The sequence below is a fragment of the Roseburia sp. 1XD42-34 genome (assembly GCF_009917385.1).
Lineage (GTDB): Bacteria > Bacillota > Bacilli > Bacillales > Amphibacillaceae > Virgibacillus.
Map to the genome: position 1 here is coordinate 12048 of NZ_QWLJ01000002.1, position 15977 is coordinate 28024.

Sequence of the window (15977 nt, forward strand, 5' to 3'; positions counted from 1 at the left end):
AGATTTTTTTGGTTTATAGTATAAGAAAAACAAAAGGCTTTCGCCAAAAGACTTGGCGACAAGCCAAGTTTTTCTAATTAGTATCTTTTGTTTTCACTGGTGGATTTCCAAAAAATAAATACTTTATAGTTTAGAAAATCCCCTGAGATAACGGGGATTTCTGTGTTTTCACTCGTAGTTTGCGTTTACAATTATTATTTTCTTAATATTTATAAATTTGAGTATTGACAAAAATATGGGCATGATGATAACATCTACATAACGTTATTTTATGTGACGTTTATAAAACGTTATATAAATAAATGTCCCATAAATACTATATGATGGGGGTGTAAGTTTGAATGAGGAATCCATTTACGACGTTACCATTATTGGTGGTGGTCCAGTAGGCTTATTTGCTGCTTTTTATGGAGGAATGCGGCAGATGAAGGTGAAAATTATTGAAAGTTTGCCGCATTTAGGAGGACAATTGTCTGCACTATACCCGGAGAAATATATTTATGACGTAGCTGCCTATCCAAAAGTGAAAGCTCAGGATTTAATTGAACAACTCACTGAACAAGCGATGCAATTTTCCCCAACTGTGGAACTTAATCAAACTGTAGAAAATGTAGTGAAAATAAATAATGGGCAATTTCAGCTCATTACAGATAAGGAGGCGCATTATTCGAAAACCATTCTTATTACGGCAGGTATTGGGGCGTTTGAACCGCGCCGTATAAAATTAACTAACGCACTTCTGTATGAGGGAAAAAACTTACATTACTTTGTTCAAGACATCAAACGTTATAAGGGTAAAGATGTCTGTATATTAGGAGGTGGAGATTCAGCGGTAGATTGGGCAATGATGATAGAACCAATCGCGAAAAGTATTAAGGTCATACATCGTAGGGAACAATTTCGAGCACATGAACAAAGTGTCGCGAACCTTTATGCATCGAAGGCTGAAATTTTTACACCTTTTCAATTACAGGAAATTTATGGAGAAGAGCAGATAGAGGAAATCGTTATTCAAAATGTAAAAGGATCGGGGCAAATTAAATTATCATTAGATGAATTAATTGCGTCTTATGGTTTTATCTCTTCTTTAGGTCCGATAAAGAAATGGGGTTTAGAATTTGCGAAAAATTCCATTAAAGTAGACTCGGCAATGAATACAAATATTCAAGGTATTTATGCTGCGGGCGATGTTGTTACTTTTTTTGGAAAAGTGAAGCTAATAGCTTCAGGATTTGGCGATGCTGCTACCGCCATTAGTAGTGCAAAAACCTATATAGATCCAAACGCAAGGCAGCAACCGCAGCATAGTACTACACTTTTTGAAAAATGGGAGAAAGTACAAAGTTAAGAAAGGAGAAATCAAAGATGGCATTTGTAATCACCTCCCCTTGTTTACATGAAAAATCAGCTGAATGCGTTGAAGTATGTCCGGTAGATGCTATTCATTCGGGAAAAAACATGTATTACATAGACCCAGATATCTGTATTGATTGTGCTGCTTGTGAAACCGCTTGTCCTGTTCAGGCTATATACGCAGAAGAAGATATTCCTGACGAAGAGAAGGAGTACATTGAGATGAATAGAGATTTTTTCCTTGTCTAGTTTTTTATAAAGTGTTTGCTTAAATTCAATAAATAGGTAGGTGAAACTATGTTTTTTAATGAAACAATCGAAGCGCTTCCGAAACAAGAAATGGAAAAACTTCAATTATCAAGACTCCAACAGACTGTTCAAATGGTCTATAATAAAACTCCTTTTTATCAAAAAAAATTGGCAGAATTAAATGTAAAACCTCATGATATTCAATCTTTAGAAGATGTTCGTAAACTACCATTTACGCAGAAAAAAGATCTTAGGGATAACTATCCGTTTGATTTATTCGCACTGCCTATAAGTGATGTAGAAAGAATTCATGCATCCAGTGGTACTAGTGGAAAGCCAACTGTTGTAGGCTATACAAGAAATGATTTGGAAGTATGGGCGGAAATCGTTGCAAGAGCAATTGCTGGATGTGGTGGAGAACCAAACAGTGTTCTGCAGAATACGTTCGGTTATGGGTTGTTTACCGGAGGACTAGGTTTACATTATGGCTCAGAAAAGCTTGGAATGGCGACAGTTCCTGTTTCAGGAGGTAACACAGAGAGGCAAATATTATTAATAGAGGATTTTAAACCGAGCGTCATAGTCGGTACCCCATCTTATATTTTGAATGTTGCAGATAAAATGGAACAATTAGGCAAAAATGCAAGAGAAACTAGCCTGAAATACGGTATCTTTGGTGCAGAACCTTGGTCAGAAGAAATGCGTAAAGAATTGGAGAAAAGGTTAGGAATCAAGGCCATGGATATTTACGGATTGAGTGAAGTGATGGGACCCGGAATTTCCTTTGAATGTTTGGAAGCACAATGTGGACTGCATGTAGCAGATGATCATTTTTATATTGAGGTCATTGATCCAGATACGTTAGAACCTGTAGCAGAAGGAGAGGAGGGGGAGCTTGTTTTCACTAGTTTGACAAAAGAAGCATGTCCGATCATCCGCTACCGTACGGGAGATATAGCTTCCATTACTTCGGAACCTTGTATATGCGGGAGAACAACAACAAGGATGTCTCGGGTTAAAGGAAGGATTGATGATATGCTCATCATTCGTGGGGTGAATGTTTATCCTTCTGAAGTAGAAAGTGCACTATTAGAATTAGAGGAATTAGTACCACATTATCAGCTCTATGTCGTAAATCAAGGCGCTCTAGATAAAGTCATATTGAAAGTAGAAATCAACGAAAGTATTTACAATCATTTAAATAGAGATTTAGATCACGAAGCTATAAAAGCGCTTACTAACAAGGTGTTTCAACAATTAAAAAGTAAGTGTTTAATTAGTGTAGAGATTCACATTGAACATCCAGGAACGATTCCAAGGTCAGGTGGTAAAGCTATCCGGATTGTTAGAGATTCACAACTGAAAGTATGAAGAAGAAAAAGGAGGAGTTGCAGGGGATGAGAACAATTCCATTCCATCAGTTAACATCCGATGAAAAATATGAGCATTTCATGGAACGAATCGAAAATAATGAGAAAATGGAAGCGGAAGATTGGATGCCAGATGAATATAGAAAAGCGTTGATCCGATTAATTTCCATGCATGGTATAAGTGAAATTATGGGGGCACTTCCTGAAAAAGAATGGGTACCAAAGGCACCTACTTTATATCGAAAGTTAGCCATTATGGCTAAGGTTCAAGATGAGATGGGTCACGGTCAATTACTTTTGCGTGTAGTAGAAGATTTAATAAAACCATTTGGGAAAACAAGGGAACATTTGCTGCAAGATTTATTCACGAAGAGGCTTAAATTTCACAATGTCTTCCATATGCCTGCACCGTCATGGGGGGACGCTGCGATTATTGCTTGGCTTGTGGATGGGGCAGCTATTTTATCACAGACAATGATGTTGAATACATCCTACGGTCCATACGGGAGAGCATTAAAACGAATCTGTCAAGAAGAATCATTTCATGCCAAGCATGGAGAAAGCTTAACATTGGCACTGGCAAGTGGAACCGGAAAACAAAAAGATATGTTACAAGCAGCGCTTGATCGCTGGTGGGAATCACTACTAACTTTTTTTGGTCCAAAATCAAAACAAGAAACTGGGCATTCAAATGTAGATATTAGCTTAAAGTATAAGCTGAGAACAAAAACAAATGAGCAATTACGTCAAGAGTTTTTAACCAAATACGTACCAAAGATAGAGTTACTTGGGTTAACCATTCCGGATGAAAACTTGCACTTTGATAAAAGTAAAAACGAGTGGTGCTATACAGAACCTGATTGGGAGAAATTTAAAATGATAGTGTCAGGAAATGGACCGGAGTCTGACGCCAGAATCGACTTAAGGAAAAATTCTTATCAAAACAGCCAATGGGTGCGCGATGCATTAAAAACATACCGAGAAAATCGCAGCGAGCTTATTGGATAGAAGTTAATAAAAGTGGTGTCCAAATCAGAAAGGCATATATGATAGCTAAATGTAGCGCTAATGTGAGAAAAGATGCACTTCTCAGCTGAAAAAGGTATGCCGATAGAAAAGTCTTGCAACGTATTCAAAAATGGGGGCATTAAAGCAAGAAGACAGCGCTCATGATGGAGGGAAGCAACAATGAATGAAAGCGAATTTTATGAGGAATTTGAAGTGTTTAGTCGGAAAAGAGATGGGCTGCCATTAGAGCACCGATTTAGTTTAACGGCACCTAATAAAGAGATGGCTTATCTTTTAGCTAAAGAGAATTTTTTTCGCCGGGAACCGATAAAAGAGCTATGGGTTGTTAAGCGGAAAGATATTAGAATGATGAATCAAAAAGAGCGGGAATCATTTAAGCTCTTAGATAATAAAGCATATCGAGAAACAAGAGGCTACACAGATTTGCCAAAGAAGTGGAAGGAGTTCAAAAAAGAACCGCAAATAGAGGAGGCATAGAATATGAAGCAGCATGACTATTATTTACGTGAATTATTGTATCAATTAGCAGATGATAATTTTATTCTCGCCTATCGCGGATCGGAATGGCTTGGATTAGCACCGCATATTGAAGAAGATGTTGCTTTTTCTTCCATTAATCAAGATATGATGGGGCATGCGGTAATGTATTACAGCTTACTGGAAGAAATCGGGGCAGGAAATATGGATGATCTATCTCACTCCAGAAAACCACAAAACTTTCGCAATGCCATTTTACTTGAATTAAAAAATGGTTCAGGCCACTATTTAGAGAATCCTGATTATGATTGGGCTTTTACCGTCACTCGGAATTTTCTCTTTAGTGTTTTCAAACAAGTGCGTTTAGAAGCACTTACGCAATCAAGCTATGAACCGCTAAAGCAAACTGCTGTGAAAATATTATCCGAACACTATTATCATTTCATGCATTGGGAAACTTGGTTTATACAGTTAATGTCAAGTACCAAGGAAGCGCGTGAGCGGATGGAACAAGCGACTCTACGTTGTTGGAAAGAGTTTGCGGGAGTGATTTCATTAGGCATGTACAGTACGGAAATGAGTAAGCGTAAATTGATTTGCAGTGAAACTAATTTACGAAAGGTGTGGTTCGATAAAATGGAAAACGTATTTCAAAAGTTGAAGTTCAAGATAGAAGAACCCCAAGGAATGGAAAGTGGAAATGGACGTAATGGAGAGCATACGGATGATCTAACAGAGGCATTGAAAGTGTTAAATGAAGTATATGGAGGTGACAAAGAAGCAGTTGCCTGGTAACAAAGCTGAGATGAGGGATGATTAAGGTGAAAAATTCACATCTAAAGGATGAAGTACGTTGCGTACTGCAGCAAGTGACAGATCCAGAAATGCCATTTATTAATATTGTTGAACTAGGGATGCTTGAGGATATAACTATTCAAAATGATGATTTTGTTCAAGTAACGCTATTGCCAACATTTAGCGGTTGTCCGGCGTTAGACATGATTAAAGCCGATGTGAAAGAAAAGGTAAAAAAATTATTAAACGAATGGAATAATGACCTTATGATTGACGTTATATTTAGCTTTCATCCTCCGTGGACAACGGATCGAATCAGCGAGGAGGGAAAAGAAAAGTTAAAACGGAATGGAATTTCTCCACCGCCACCACAGTATACTGCCGGTGAATCTTGGAGAATTGCATGTCCTTATTGTAATTCCATGTACACAACCATGGAGAATATTTTTGGACCAACAGCATGCCGAAGCATTCTTTATTGTAATCAATGTAAAAATCCATTTGAAGCGATGAAGCCAATCGCAAATTTATCCCGTTCGTTCAACTAATTATCAGTGAAAGATAAAAGACAACTTTACTGATCTAAAATTCAATTTATTCGAAAGGGTGGAAAAATAATGATCAAGTTAATTGCACTTTATAAACAGCCGGAGGACAAGGCTGCTTTTGATGAGCACTATCAGAATGTTCATACGCCGATCACAAAGAAGATACCCGGGTTACGTAAGATGGAGGTTACGAAAATTGTTGGTTCGCCGACAGGAGAAAGTAAGTATTATCTGTTATGCGAAATGTATTACGACGACCATGAATCATTAAAAGTTGCGATGAAAACCAAAGAAGCAAAAGCCTCTGGAAAAGACCTGATGTCGTTTGCAGGCGACTTGGTTACCATGATGATCGGTGAAGAAGTTGAATAACTATCAATTTATTAAGGCTTGGACTGAAAACGGGATTGGAAAATTAGAGTTGCAACGCCCGGAAGTTTTAAACGCCATCAACCGATCTATGGTAGTAGAGATTTTAGCTGCTTTACGGGAATTTGATCAATTAGAACAAGTAAACGTTATTGTTCTATCTGGTGCTGGCAGGTCATTTGCTGCTGGAGCAGACATTAAGGAAATGGCGGAGGAAAATGCGATTTCCATGGAGATAAAAAATCAATTTGCTGACTGGGACAAAATAGCGTTAACTAAAAAGCCTGTTATAGCAGCTGTTCATGGATTTGCTCTTGGTGGTGGATTTGAGCTTGCATTATGTGCCGATATCGTATTTGCTGCAGCAAACAGTAAGTTTGGATTTCCAGAAGTTCAACTTGGCGTCATGCCAAGCGCTGGGGGAACTGTAAAATTAACCAAGCTGATGGGAAAAAGAAAGGCACTGGAAATTCTTTGGACCGGAAATCAACTTGAAGCAGAAGAAGCAAAGCATTGGGGTATCGTTAATCAGGTTGTTCCAGATGAACTTCTTTTGCAGGAGACAATCGCTTTTGCTGAAAGCTTGGTAAAGCAACCTGCTTTATCCCTACGGTTAATCAAAGACACGGTTGAAAAGGCAGAAGACTTGCCTATACATGAAGCAATGCAATATGAACGAAAAAATTTCTATTTACTTTTTGCTTCAGAGGATCAACAAGAAGGTATGCAGGCTTTTATGGAAAAACGATCACCTCATTTCAAAGGGAAATAGGGGGATACGACAAATGTATGAAACGATTCGTTATGAAATAAAGGATCAGGTTGGTTGGCTGACATTAAACCGACCTGAAAAATTGAATGCGTTTACGAATACAATGAATCAGGAAATCATCGATGTGTTGAAAAAAGTAGAAAATAATCATCAAGTTCGTGTACTTGTTATTACCGGTGCCGGAAAAGCGTTCTGCTCCGGTGAAGATATAAGCAGCTTACAAGCAGATATGAACTTGGGAGAAATTATTAAATCTCGCTATAAGCCAATGATGGAGAAGCTTGCACAAGTAGAAAAGCCGGTTGTAGCCTCTGTAAACGGTGCTGCAGCAGGTGCCGGGTTTAGTCTGGCACTTGCATGTGACTTTCGAATCGCATCAGAAAAGGCTTCCTTTATGGAGGCATTTATCCATATCGGTTTGATTCCTGATTCCGGAAATTTATATTATCTGCCACGGATTGTCGGTCTAGCCAAGGCACTGGAGTTAGCCATTTTAGGAGAGAAGCTACAGGCTAATGAAGCGAAAAGGCTTGGTATGGTGACAAAAGTTGTCAAGCCTAATGAATTAGAAAAAGAAACAGCTGCTTTTGCTGAACGGTTAGCTAATATGCCAACAAAAGCTATTGGCTTAATTAAACGCTACATGCAAAAAAGCTTTGAAACGAATCTAAGTAACATGCTGGATTATGAAGCTTACGGACAGGAGATTGCCGGGGAAACAGAAGACTATGTGGAAGGGGTTCAGGCATTTCTTGCAAAACGTTCCCCTGAATATAAAGGATATTAAACAAAAGGAGAGATGAATATGGTAAAAACACATGAAAAACCGATATTTATAAAAGAGGTAAAACGTGATATGTACCAAATGGTCATTAACGGAAAGCCAGCTAATGCCAAATCAGGCGAGATGATGACTGTTTATAATCCTGCAACAGGTAAGCCAATTGCGGAAGTGCCAAAAGCTGATCGGGAGGATGTAGACATAGCTGTGGAAGCGGCTCGAACTGCTTTTGATCATGGAAAATGGAAGCGTTATCCAGTCGGTAAGCGCGCTCGTGTATTAAATAAAATTGCCTCTATTATGCGAGGACGATTTCATGAATTAGTTGAGGTGGAAATTATCAATAGTGGTAAAACACGATCCGCAGCTCAAGGTCAGGTTATGCAGGCAATTGAGAATTTTGAATTTTATGCGGGCGCAATTGTAGGGCATCGCGGTGATGTAAATAATGTGCCGGGACAGTTTTTTAATTATACACAGAAGGAGCCTACTGGTGTAGCAGCACAGATTATACCTTGGAATTACCCACTGATGATGGCGGCGTGGAAAATAGCACCTGCGATTGCTGTAGGCTGTTCGGTCGTGCTAAAACCAGCTAGTTTAACACCAATTACTGCTATTTTGTTAGCAGAAATTTGTACAGAAGCGGGTGTACCGGATGGCGTCGTCAATGTGGTGACTGGACCGGGTACAACGATTGGTGCTTACTTAACGGAGCATGAGGCAATTGATAAGGTCGCCTTTACTGGAGAGACGAGTACGGGTAAAGATATTATGGCAAAAGCTTCGGAAACTTTAAAACGGGTAACGTTGGAATTAGGCGGAAAGTCTCCTAACATCGTGTTCCCGGATGCAGATATGGATGCTGCTGTTAACGGATCGATCTTTGGTATCTTCTATAATACGGGTCAATCGTGTGAAGCGAGATCGCGGTTATTTATCCATGATAGTATTTACGATGAATTTATGGAAAGCTTTCTTGCCAAGACCAGTCAATTAATTATTGAAGACCCATTGTCAGAGAAGTCTCATGTTGGAGCGATTATTAATCAAACACAGCTGGAAAAAATTCATAGCTATGTAGAAGAAGCAAAAAAAGAAGGAGCAACCGTCGTAGCTGGCGGACACCCTTTAAAAGTAGAAGGATTTGAAGATGGTTATTGGTATGCACCAACGATTATTACAGGGGTAACCAACGATATGAAAATTGCTCAAGAGGAAGTATTTGGTCCCGTCGTCGTAGTCATGACATTTACCGATGAAAAAGAAGTTATCCAGCTAGCTAATGATACGAGATATGGTCTTGCGGCTGCTATTTGGGCAAAAGACCAAGGCTTAATTAAGCGAGTAACAGATGGACTAAAGGCAGGTGTTGTCATGGTAAATTGTCCATTCTCTGCTTTTCCGGGAACGCCTTTTGGCGGATATAAAGAGTCCGGTTTTGGCCGTGAACTAGGTATTGAAACTCTTGATCTGTATACTGAAACAAAAAGTGTCCTTTCCTATGCAGGAAGAAAGCCACTTAATCCATTTAACTTATAAGAAAAACGGCTAACCTCAAATACGAAGATCCTTGCACTCTTAGAGAGATATTGGTCAGATAAAAGCGAACGAATATCCACTTATGGAAAAAGTTCGCTTTTTACCCTTATCGAGTACCATTCCATAAGAGGGTGGGAGTGGCTTATTTTTCATCTTATATTCATTCACTGTAATAATTGAAATTAAAACATTCGGACGAGTTAAAGTAAATCTTACACTAGCACAAGAACAAAGGCTCGGGGCGCCCGTTTAGCAACGTAGCTACTGGAGCGAAGCAACTAAAGTTTTAGGAATCATGCTCCTGCAACAGGAGTATGCCGACGTCGGGCGGCAAGCCTGTTTTTAGTCGGCCTTCCTCTTAACCACGAACCAATGATGACTTATCGTAGGGCGATTCGTGAAGTCGCCTAGTTGCTGGGCTCATGCGCCGGACGTGGCTTATTCGGTTATTTCTTTATCTCCAAGCACCTAATTTTATACTTCTTATCTTTAAAAAAGCCTAAAGTAATACTGCATTTTTTTAAGAAGTAGCACTCTTAACCGCCCCTACTTATGTCTTAATTTAATGGGAATAGTTTACAATTGAACGATGAAATGACTGTTCATTTCTACCCACTTTTTAACGTTCCTTTTAGAGGAAAACATTGGGTCAGCTGATATTCGATACGAGCAAAAAATGTTCATGAGTTAGAAAAGAATAGAGAAAGGGGATTTTCCAGATGAGTGATTGTTTAGTCGTCGTTGGAGCGGGAGTAATGGGGCGGGGAATTGCTTATGTCGCTTCATTAGGTGGTTATTTTGTAAAACTTGTTGATAGGAAACAGGAAATACTGGAGCAAGCAAAAGCAGAAATTAACAAGCTTTATGAGAAAGGAATCTTACGTGGGAAGGTAACGGAAGCAAAGGCAAATGAGGGAAAGGCTAATATTTGTTATGAAACAAAGTTGGAAACAGCAGTAAAAGATGCCACGATTGTTATTGAGGCAGTTCCTGAAGTGAAAGAAATAAAAAGGGAAATATTTGAAAAAATTGATCGTGCTGCACCAAGGGACTGTGTGTTTGCTACAAATACATCGACTATGAGCCCAACGGAAATAGCTTCATATACAACCAAATCTGATTTAGTCATTGCTATGCATTTTTTTAATCCAGTTCATAAAATGCCACTGATTGAAATTATACGTGGCTTGGAAACAAGTGATGAGACAGCTGAATTCGCTGAAATAGTTGCTCGGAAAATGGGAAAAGAAACAGTGACCATCCATGAATTTCCTGGATTTGTAACAAGCCGTATTAGCTGTTTAGTTGGAAATGAAGCATTTTATATGTTACAGGAAGGACTGGGAACTCCGGAGGAAATTGATAAAGCTATTAAACTGGGATTAAATTATCCGATGGGACCGTTTGAGTTGGGAGATTTAGTCGGCTTGGATACAAGACTTCATAATCTCCGCTATTTACATCAAACATTAGGTGATAAATATCGTCCCGCACCACTTCTAGAACAATATGTAAAAGCTGGGAGATTAGGACGGAAAACAGGGAAGGGCATTTACAACTATGAAGGAGAGGGAGATGGATGAAAGAAGTTGTCATTGTTGACGCAGTCAGAACCCCAATCGGCCGATATAATGGTTCTTTAAAATTTGTACGTCCGGATGATTTAGCGAAATCGGTAATAAAAGAGATCATAGATAGACAGCCAAAACTTCCGATAGAAGCAATTGAAGAAGTCATTATTGGAAATGCTAATGGTGCAGGAGAAGAAAATAGAAATGTCGCTCGCATGGCTGCACTACTTGCTGGACTTCCTGTTCATGTAACCGGAACAACAGTGAATCGCCTTTGCGGCTCAGGTTTGGATGCAGTTAACATGGCCGCACGAGCGATTATGGTTGGGGATGGGGACATTTATATAGCTGGAGGAACAGAGAGCATGACAAGAGCTCCATTTGTTCTTTCCAAACCTGAATTGGGATTTTCACGAGGGAGTAAGACATTAATGGACACTACCATTGGCTGGCGTTTCATAAATCCAAAGCTGGAAGCAATGTATGGTGCTGATTCCATGCCGCAAACTGCAGAAAATGTAGCAAAACGATTTCATATAACGAGGGAGGAACAAGATGATTTTGCCTACAATAGTCAAATGAAGGCGAAAAAGGCATTAAAAGCGGGAAGGTTTAGCGATGAACTCATTCCGGTTACCTATACGCTCAAAGGGGAGGAAATTACGGTTGATAAAGATGAGCATCCACGTCCAACAACAACCCGTGAAAAATTAGCCAGCTTAAAACCATTATTTACAGAAGGAACGGTTACAGCGGGTAATGCATCAGGAATAAATGATGGAGCATCGGCATTGTTATTAATGAGTAAAGAAAAAGCGGAACAATTAGGTGTCGAGCCTATGGTACGCTACATAGCGAGTGGAACTGCCGGACTTGAACCTGCCATCATGGGACTTGGACCTATTGAAGCAACTAAAAAGGCATTGCAACGAGCCAATTTAGAAGGACCAGAGCTTGAATTAGTTGAATTAAATGAAGCCTTTGCATCACAGGCACTTGCATGTATAACACAACTTGAGTTGAATCCCGATATCGTAAATGTAAATGGAGGAGCGATCGCATTTGGTCATCCACTAGGAGCAAGCGGATCGAGAATCCTCACGACATTAGTGCATGAAATGTGCCGCAGAAATGCTAAATATGGTCTTGCCACGATGTGTATCGGTGTAGGCCAAGGGATTGCAACGATTGTTGAAAAGATGTAAATGGTGAGGAGTGTAGCAATGAGTCATGTTTTATTGGAAAAGAAGGAACGAATTGCCTATATTACAATGAATAGACCCGAAATATTGAACTGTTTTAATTACTGTACATTGCTAGAGTTAGAGAAAGTGATAGAAGATTTATCGATCGATCAGGAAATACGGATTGTAGTTATTACAGGGAGCGGTAACAAAGCCTTTAGCGCAGGAGCGGACTTAAAAGAACGCCGACATTTAGGAAAGAAAGAAGTAATCCGGAATGTAAAAAAGATTAGTTCTGTGTTTGAACAGGTTGCAAACTTACCTCAACCGACGATTGCATTAATAAATGGATATGCATTTGGTGGCGGATTCGAGCTTGCGCTAGCTTGTGACTTTCGTATATCCGTCTCTTATGCGACAATGGGATTAACGGAAACAAGTATGGGAATTATTCCTGGTGCTGGTGGTACGCAGCGACTCCCAAGGTTAATCGGACAGGCGAGAGCAATGGAGATGATTTTAACTGCGAAACGAATATCTGCGGAGGAAGCTTTTGCGTATGGTCTCGTTAACAAGGTGGTAGAGCCGCAAGAACTTTTTGAAAGCTGTGAATTATTTGCTGAAACGATGATGAACAATGCTCCAATTGCAGTTCAGCAAGCAAAATTTGCGATTCAAAATGGGATGAACACGGATTTGAACACTGGGATGAAACTAGAAGAGAATGCATACCGACTGACGATTCCAACAAAAGATCGTATAGAAGCACTTGCAGCATTTAATGAAAAAAGACCTCCCCAATTCATTGGTGAATAATATGTATGGTTGCATGGAAAGCGATTTCGGTTTTACTTGCTGCATATATTTTATAAAATAATTTGGAGGTTCTTATAATAGGTTAACATTGGCTCCAATTCAGAGAGTCTGACTAAACAGCGGGCTTGCCGCTCAGACATACTCCTCTGTTATAGGGGTGAATTTCCTTTACCTATCAGAAGTTCTACCGTTTGTATGCTGCTAACTGGGTATTTATGTTTTTTCATTTCATGGAACGTGTTCATTCTCTTAAAGATCGTTACACAGCAAAAAATAGATGAAGGAACAGAAAAAGGATGATCAACATGCAAAAGAAACTGAATACACGTTCGATGATTTTTACTTTGTTTGGCGACTATATTCGTTACTATGGTAATGAAATATGGATGGGGAGTCTAATTAAACTATTGGAACCGTTTCATCATAATGAGCAAGCTGTGCGATCAGCTATTTCCCGAATGAGTAAGCAGGAGTGGGTTGTTAGTCGTAAAGAGGCGAACAAAAGCTATTATTCCTTAACCGAGCGAGGAAAGAAAAGAATGGAAGAAGCAGCCGGGCGTATCTATAGATTGGAACCGGAGACGTGGGACGGGAAATGGCGTATGCTCTTATACAATATCCCTGAGGAAAAAAGGCAAATTAGAGACGAGTTGCGAAAAGAGTTGATTTGGAGTGGGTTTGGTTTACTATCCAATGGGGTTTGGATTACACCGAATAATTTAAAAGAGCAGATTTATGACATTATTGATAAATACAAAATTAAAGAATATGTTTATTTTTTTGAAGCTGAAAATGAAGGATTTCAAGCTAACCAACAAATTATACGAAGTTGTTGGGATATTGACCATATTAACAGTCTCTATCAAAAATTTATTCATGCTTATGAAAATAAAATGATGGAGAACGGTAAGAAAATAGAACAGGGACAAATGGGTAATAAAGCATGTTTTGTAGAGCGTACTTTACTAGTTCACTATTACCGTAAATCACTGTTTGTCGACCCAGGGATTCCGAAAGAATTGTTACCGGAAAAATGGTTAGGTGAACAAGCAGCCAAACTGTTTAGCAGTTATTACAACATTCTTGCAGAAAAGGCAAATGCATTTTTTGAGAAGGTTTATGCAGAAGGATATACGAATCAAAAAAATACGAGTACTCCAACTATCTCCAACTTTTTAGAATTAGTAAATATATCTGACTCATTTAATGAAAGATAGGGAGTGGTGACCATCGTAAATAAATTAACCCAGTTATTGAATATAACGTATCCCATTATTCAGGGAGGGATGGGAAATATTAGCGATCCGTATCTCGCTGCAGCTATTTCCAACGCGGGAGGGCTAGGGACAATTGGTGTTGGAGATTTACCGGTAAATGAGGCGGTTTATAAAGTCACGAAAATGCTGAAGCAGACGTCAAACCCGTGTTGTGTAAATATACCCATCGCTGTTCACCCGAATGTTAGTCACATCGTTCAACAGATGATTAATCTAAACGTTCCAGTTGTTTCACTATCCGCAGGCAATCCTGCCCCGTTTATTTCTTTACTCCAACAGCATAAGATAATTGTCATATGTGTGATAGCTACTGTTCGACAGGCAAAGAAGGCAGAAAAAGCAGGAGCCGATATTATTGTATGTGAAGGCTATGAAGCAGCAGGAATTAATGCCAAAAATGAAAGTACAACCATGACATTAATCCCCCAAGTTGTTCAACAGGCAAATATCCCTGTTGTGGCTGCTGGAGGAATCGCCGATGGAAAAGGACTTGCTGCAGCTTTGGCACTTGGCGCTTCCGGAGTACAAATGGGAACTCGTTTTATTGCCACAAAGGAAGCGCCTTACCATGAAATATATAAACAGGCAATTATCCAAGCTACGGATGAATCAACCGTTATTGTTGGACGCAGATTTAATCGCATTCGGAGGTTAATCAAAAGCGAATATACATCCAAACTGTTAGAAGTGGAAAATAAATATGATGATTCTGCGTTATTTTCCGAGCAGACAACAGAAACCCATCATAAGATAGGAGCTCTCGATGGTGATATAAAGAATGGATTTATTAATGGAGGACAAATTGCTGGTCTTATTGAGGACTGTCCTTCTGTATATGATTTGCTTGAAACAATGACAGCTGACGCTAAACAAATATTAAAACAAAGCTTGGGGAAATTAGAGTAGCGTAGTTTATGTTATAAAAAAGCGGTCTTCTTAATGAGATTGCTTTTTATTTATGTTCTAGGAAATTATCTTTTTTACTTTTTATTAAGGTCCATTCACCATCAAAAACAGATAATGAAACTAATTTAATATTATAAGTTAGCATAAAAACTACTATTACTAGAACAACGGGTAACCCTAATCGTTCCTACTATTGCTACTAAAGCTTAGTACATCATACCAGCTTGTATGTTTGTATAATTAGGTTACTTAAAATTACACTTTTTGCTTTGGGGGTACAGACTTAACGGAATAGCCACGTCCGGCGCATGAGCCCTACGATAAGTTATCATTGGCTCGTGCCTCACCATGATTCCTAAAACTTTAGTTGCTTCGCTCCAGTCGCTACGTTGTGAAACGGGCGCCCCGAGCCTTTGTTCTGTGTTTAGTTGCTCCTTTAGTAAAGAAAATGCCCATGCATTCTTCAATTAAATTAGCGATCTCACTAGGTTTTCGTGTGTAGCTGGAACATTTATATGGTGTCAATGTATTTGTATTATCATCGTGTACAAGAAACTTAAGATTGCTCAGATTTATTAAATACGCCGCAAAAAATTTCTCGTAAATGAGTAGGGGATAATTAGACTTGTCTTTTCATTCTTTCTCACATAATTATTTTATAATTGGTTGAAAAGCAACATTATGTTTTTCTTCATTATCAGAAGCAGATATATATCCCGAATGTAACGAACAGTATTACTCAATCTGCTTTTTATTTTGCAACCTTAATAAAAAAAAGGCGCTATCACTTTAGTTTAATTGTAATATATTCCAAAATGGATGGAACCACCTTTAGTTGGGTGTTTACTTTTTTGGCTAAAGAACTAAAATACCAATATTTAGATATTATTTATGCAACGCTAGTGATTTTTATTAAATAATTCAAGAATGCTAAAAAT

Annotated in this window: 16 protein-coding genes; all 16 read left to right on the top strand. The window is 38.9% G+C overall.

The genetic code is table 11. The features are described from left to right. The first annotated feature begins 337 nt into the window (after positions 1-337). The 16 genes from D1839_RS01205 (at position 338) to D1839_RS01280 (ending at position 15039) form a co-directional block, all read left to right on the top strand. Positions 338-1348 carry an NAD(P)/FAD-dependent oxidoreductase gene (locus D1839_RS01205; protein ID WP_120378071.1) on the top strand — a complete coding sequence of 337 codons (1011 nt, stop codon included), beginning with the start codon at positions 338-340 and terminating at the stop codon, positions 1346-1348. A 17-nt stretch (positions 1349-1365) separates the two neighbouring features. Beyond that, a complete protein-coding gene (locus D1839_RS01210; RefSeq protein ID WP_120378072.1) occupies positions 1366-1602 on the top strand; it encodes a DUF362 domain-containing protein in 237 nt (78 codons plus the stop codon). Between the two features lie 48 nt (positions 1603-1650). Beyond that, on the top strand, positions 1651-2973 hold the full coding sequence (locus D1839_RS01215; protein ID WP_120378073.1) for a phenylacetate--CoA ligase family protein: 1323 nt from the start codon (positions 1651-1653) through the stop codon (positions 2971-2973). 26 nt (positions 2974-2999) lie between these two features. Continuing rightward, on the top strand, positions 3000-3980 hold the full coding sequence (gene paaA / locus D1839_RS01220) for a 1,2-phenylacetyl-CoA epoxidase subunit PaaA (protein WP_120378074.1): 981 nt from the start codon (positions 3000-3002) through the stop codon (positions 3978-3980). Positions 3981-4160: 180 nt separating this feature from the next. Beyond that, a complete protein-coding gene (gene paaB, locus D1839_RS01225; RefSeq protein WP_120378075.1) occupies positions 4161-4478 on the top strand; it encodes a 1,2-phenylacetyl-CoA epoxidase subunit PaaB in 318 nt (105 codons plus the stop codon). Positions 4479-4481: 3 nt separating this feature from the next. Beyond that, the gene (paaC, locus tag D1839_RS01230; protein ID WP_120378076.1) at positions 4482-5273 is read left to right on the top strand and encodes a 1,2-phenylacetyl-CoA epoxidase subunit PaaC; all 792 of its coding nucleotides are present in this window, start codon (positions 4482-4484) and stop codon (positions 5271-5273) included. A 26-nt stretch (positions 5274-5299) separates the two neighbouring features. Continuing rightward, positions 5300-5821 carry a 1,2-phenylacetyl-CoA epoxidase subunit PaaD gene (gene paaD / locus D1839_RS01235; protein WP_199689885.1) on the top strand — a complete coding sequence of 174 codons (522 nt, stop codon included), beginning with the start codon at positions 5300-5302 and terminating at the stop codon, positions 5819-5821. Between the two features lie 69 nt (positions 5822-5890). Further along, a complete protein-coding gene (locus D1839_RS01240; protein WP_120378078.1) occupies positions 5891-6193 on the top strand; it encodes an EthD family reductase in 303 nt (100 codons plus the stop codon). Further along, entirely contained in the window at positions 6186-6962 is a 777-nt protein-coding gene (locus D1839_RS01245) for an enoyl-CoA hydratase/isomerase family protein (RefSeq protein WP_120378079.1), read from the top strand. Before D1839_RS01240 ends, D1839_RS01245 begins: the two co-directional genes overlap by 8 nt. A gap of 13 nt (positions 6963-6975) precedes the next feature. Continuing rightward, a complete protein-coding gene (locus tag D1839_RS01250; protein WP_120378080.1) occupies positions 6976-7749 on the top strand; it encodes an enoyl-CoA hydratase-related protein in 774 nt (257 codons plus the stop codon). 18 nt (positions 7750-7767) lie between these two features. Then, positions 7768-9285 (top strand): aldehyde dehydrogenase family protein, encoded by a 1518-nt coding sequence (locus D1839_RS01255; RefSeq protein WP_120378081.1) that lies wholly within the window; start codon positions 7768-7770, stop codon positions 9283-9285. 719 nt (positions 9286-10004) lie between these two features. Then, complete coding sequence (locus D1839_RS01260; RefSeq protein WP_120378082.1) at positions 10005-10868, top strand: 3-hydroxyacyl-CoA dehydrogenase; 864 nt, start codon at positions 10005-10007, stop codon at positions 10866-10868. Next, positions 10865-12061 carry a thiolase family protein gene (locus D1839_RS01265; protein WP_120378083.1) on the top strand — a complete coding sequence of 399 codons (1197 nt, stop codon included), beginning with the start codon at positions 10865-10867 and terminating at the stop codon, positions 12059-12061. The genes D1839_RS01260 and D1839_RS01265 overlap by 4 nt, the downstream gene beginning before the upstream one ends. Positions 12062-12079: 18 nt before the next feature. Beyond that, positions 12080-12856: an enoyl-CoA hydratase-related protein gene (locus tag D1839_RS01270; RefSeq protein WP_120378084.1), complete on the top strand. Its 777-nt coding sequence runs from the start codon at positions 12080-12082 to the stop codon at positions 12854-12856. A gap of 305 nt (positions 12857-13161) precedes the next feature. Further along, entirely contained in the window at positions 13162-14073 is a 912-nt protein-coding gene (gene paaX / locus D1839_RS01275) for a phenylacetic acid degradation operon negative regulatory protein PaaX (protein WP_120378085.1), read from the top strand. Between the two features lie 6 nt (positions 14074-14079). Continuing rightward, complete coding sequence (locus tag D1839_RS01280) at positions 14080-15039, top strand: NAD(P)H-dependent flavin oxidoreductase (protein ID WP_199689886.1); 960 nt, start codon at positions 14080-14082, stop codon at positions 15037-15039. Positions 15040-15977 lie beyond the last annotated feature (938 nt).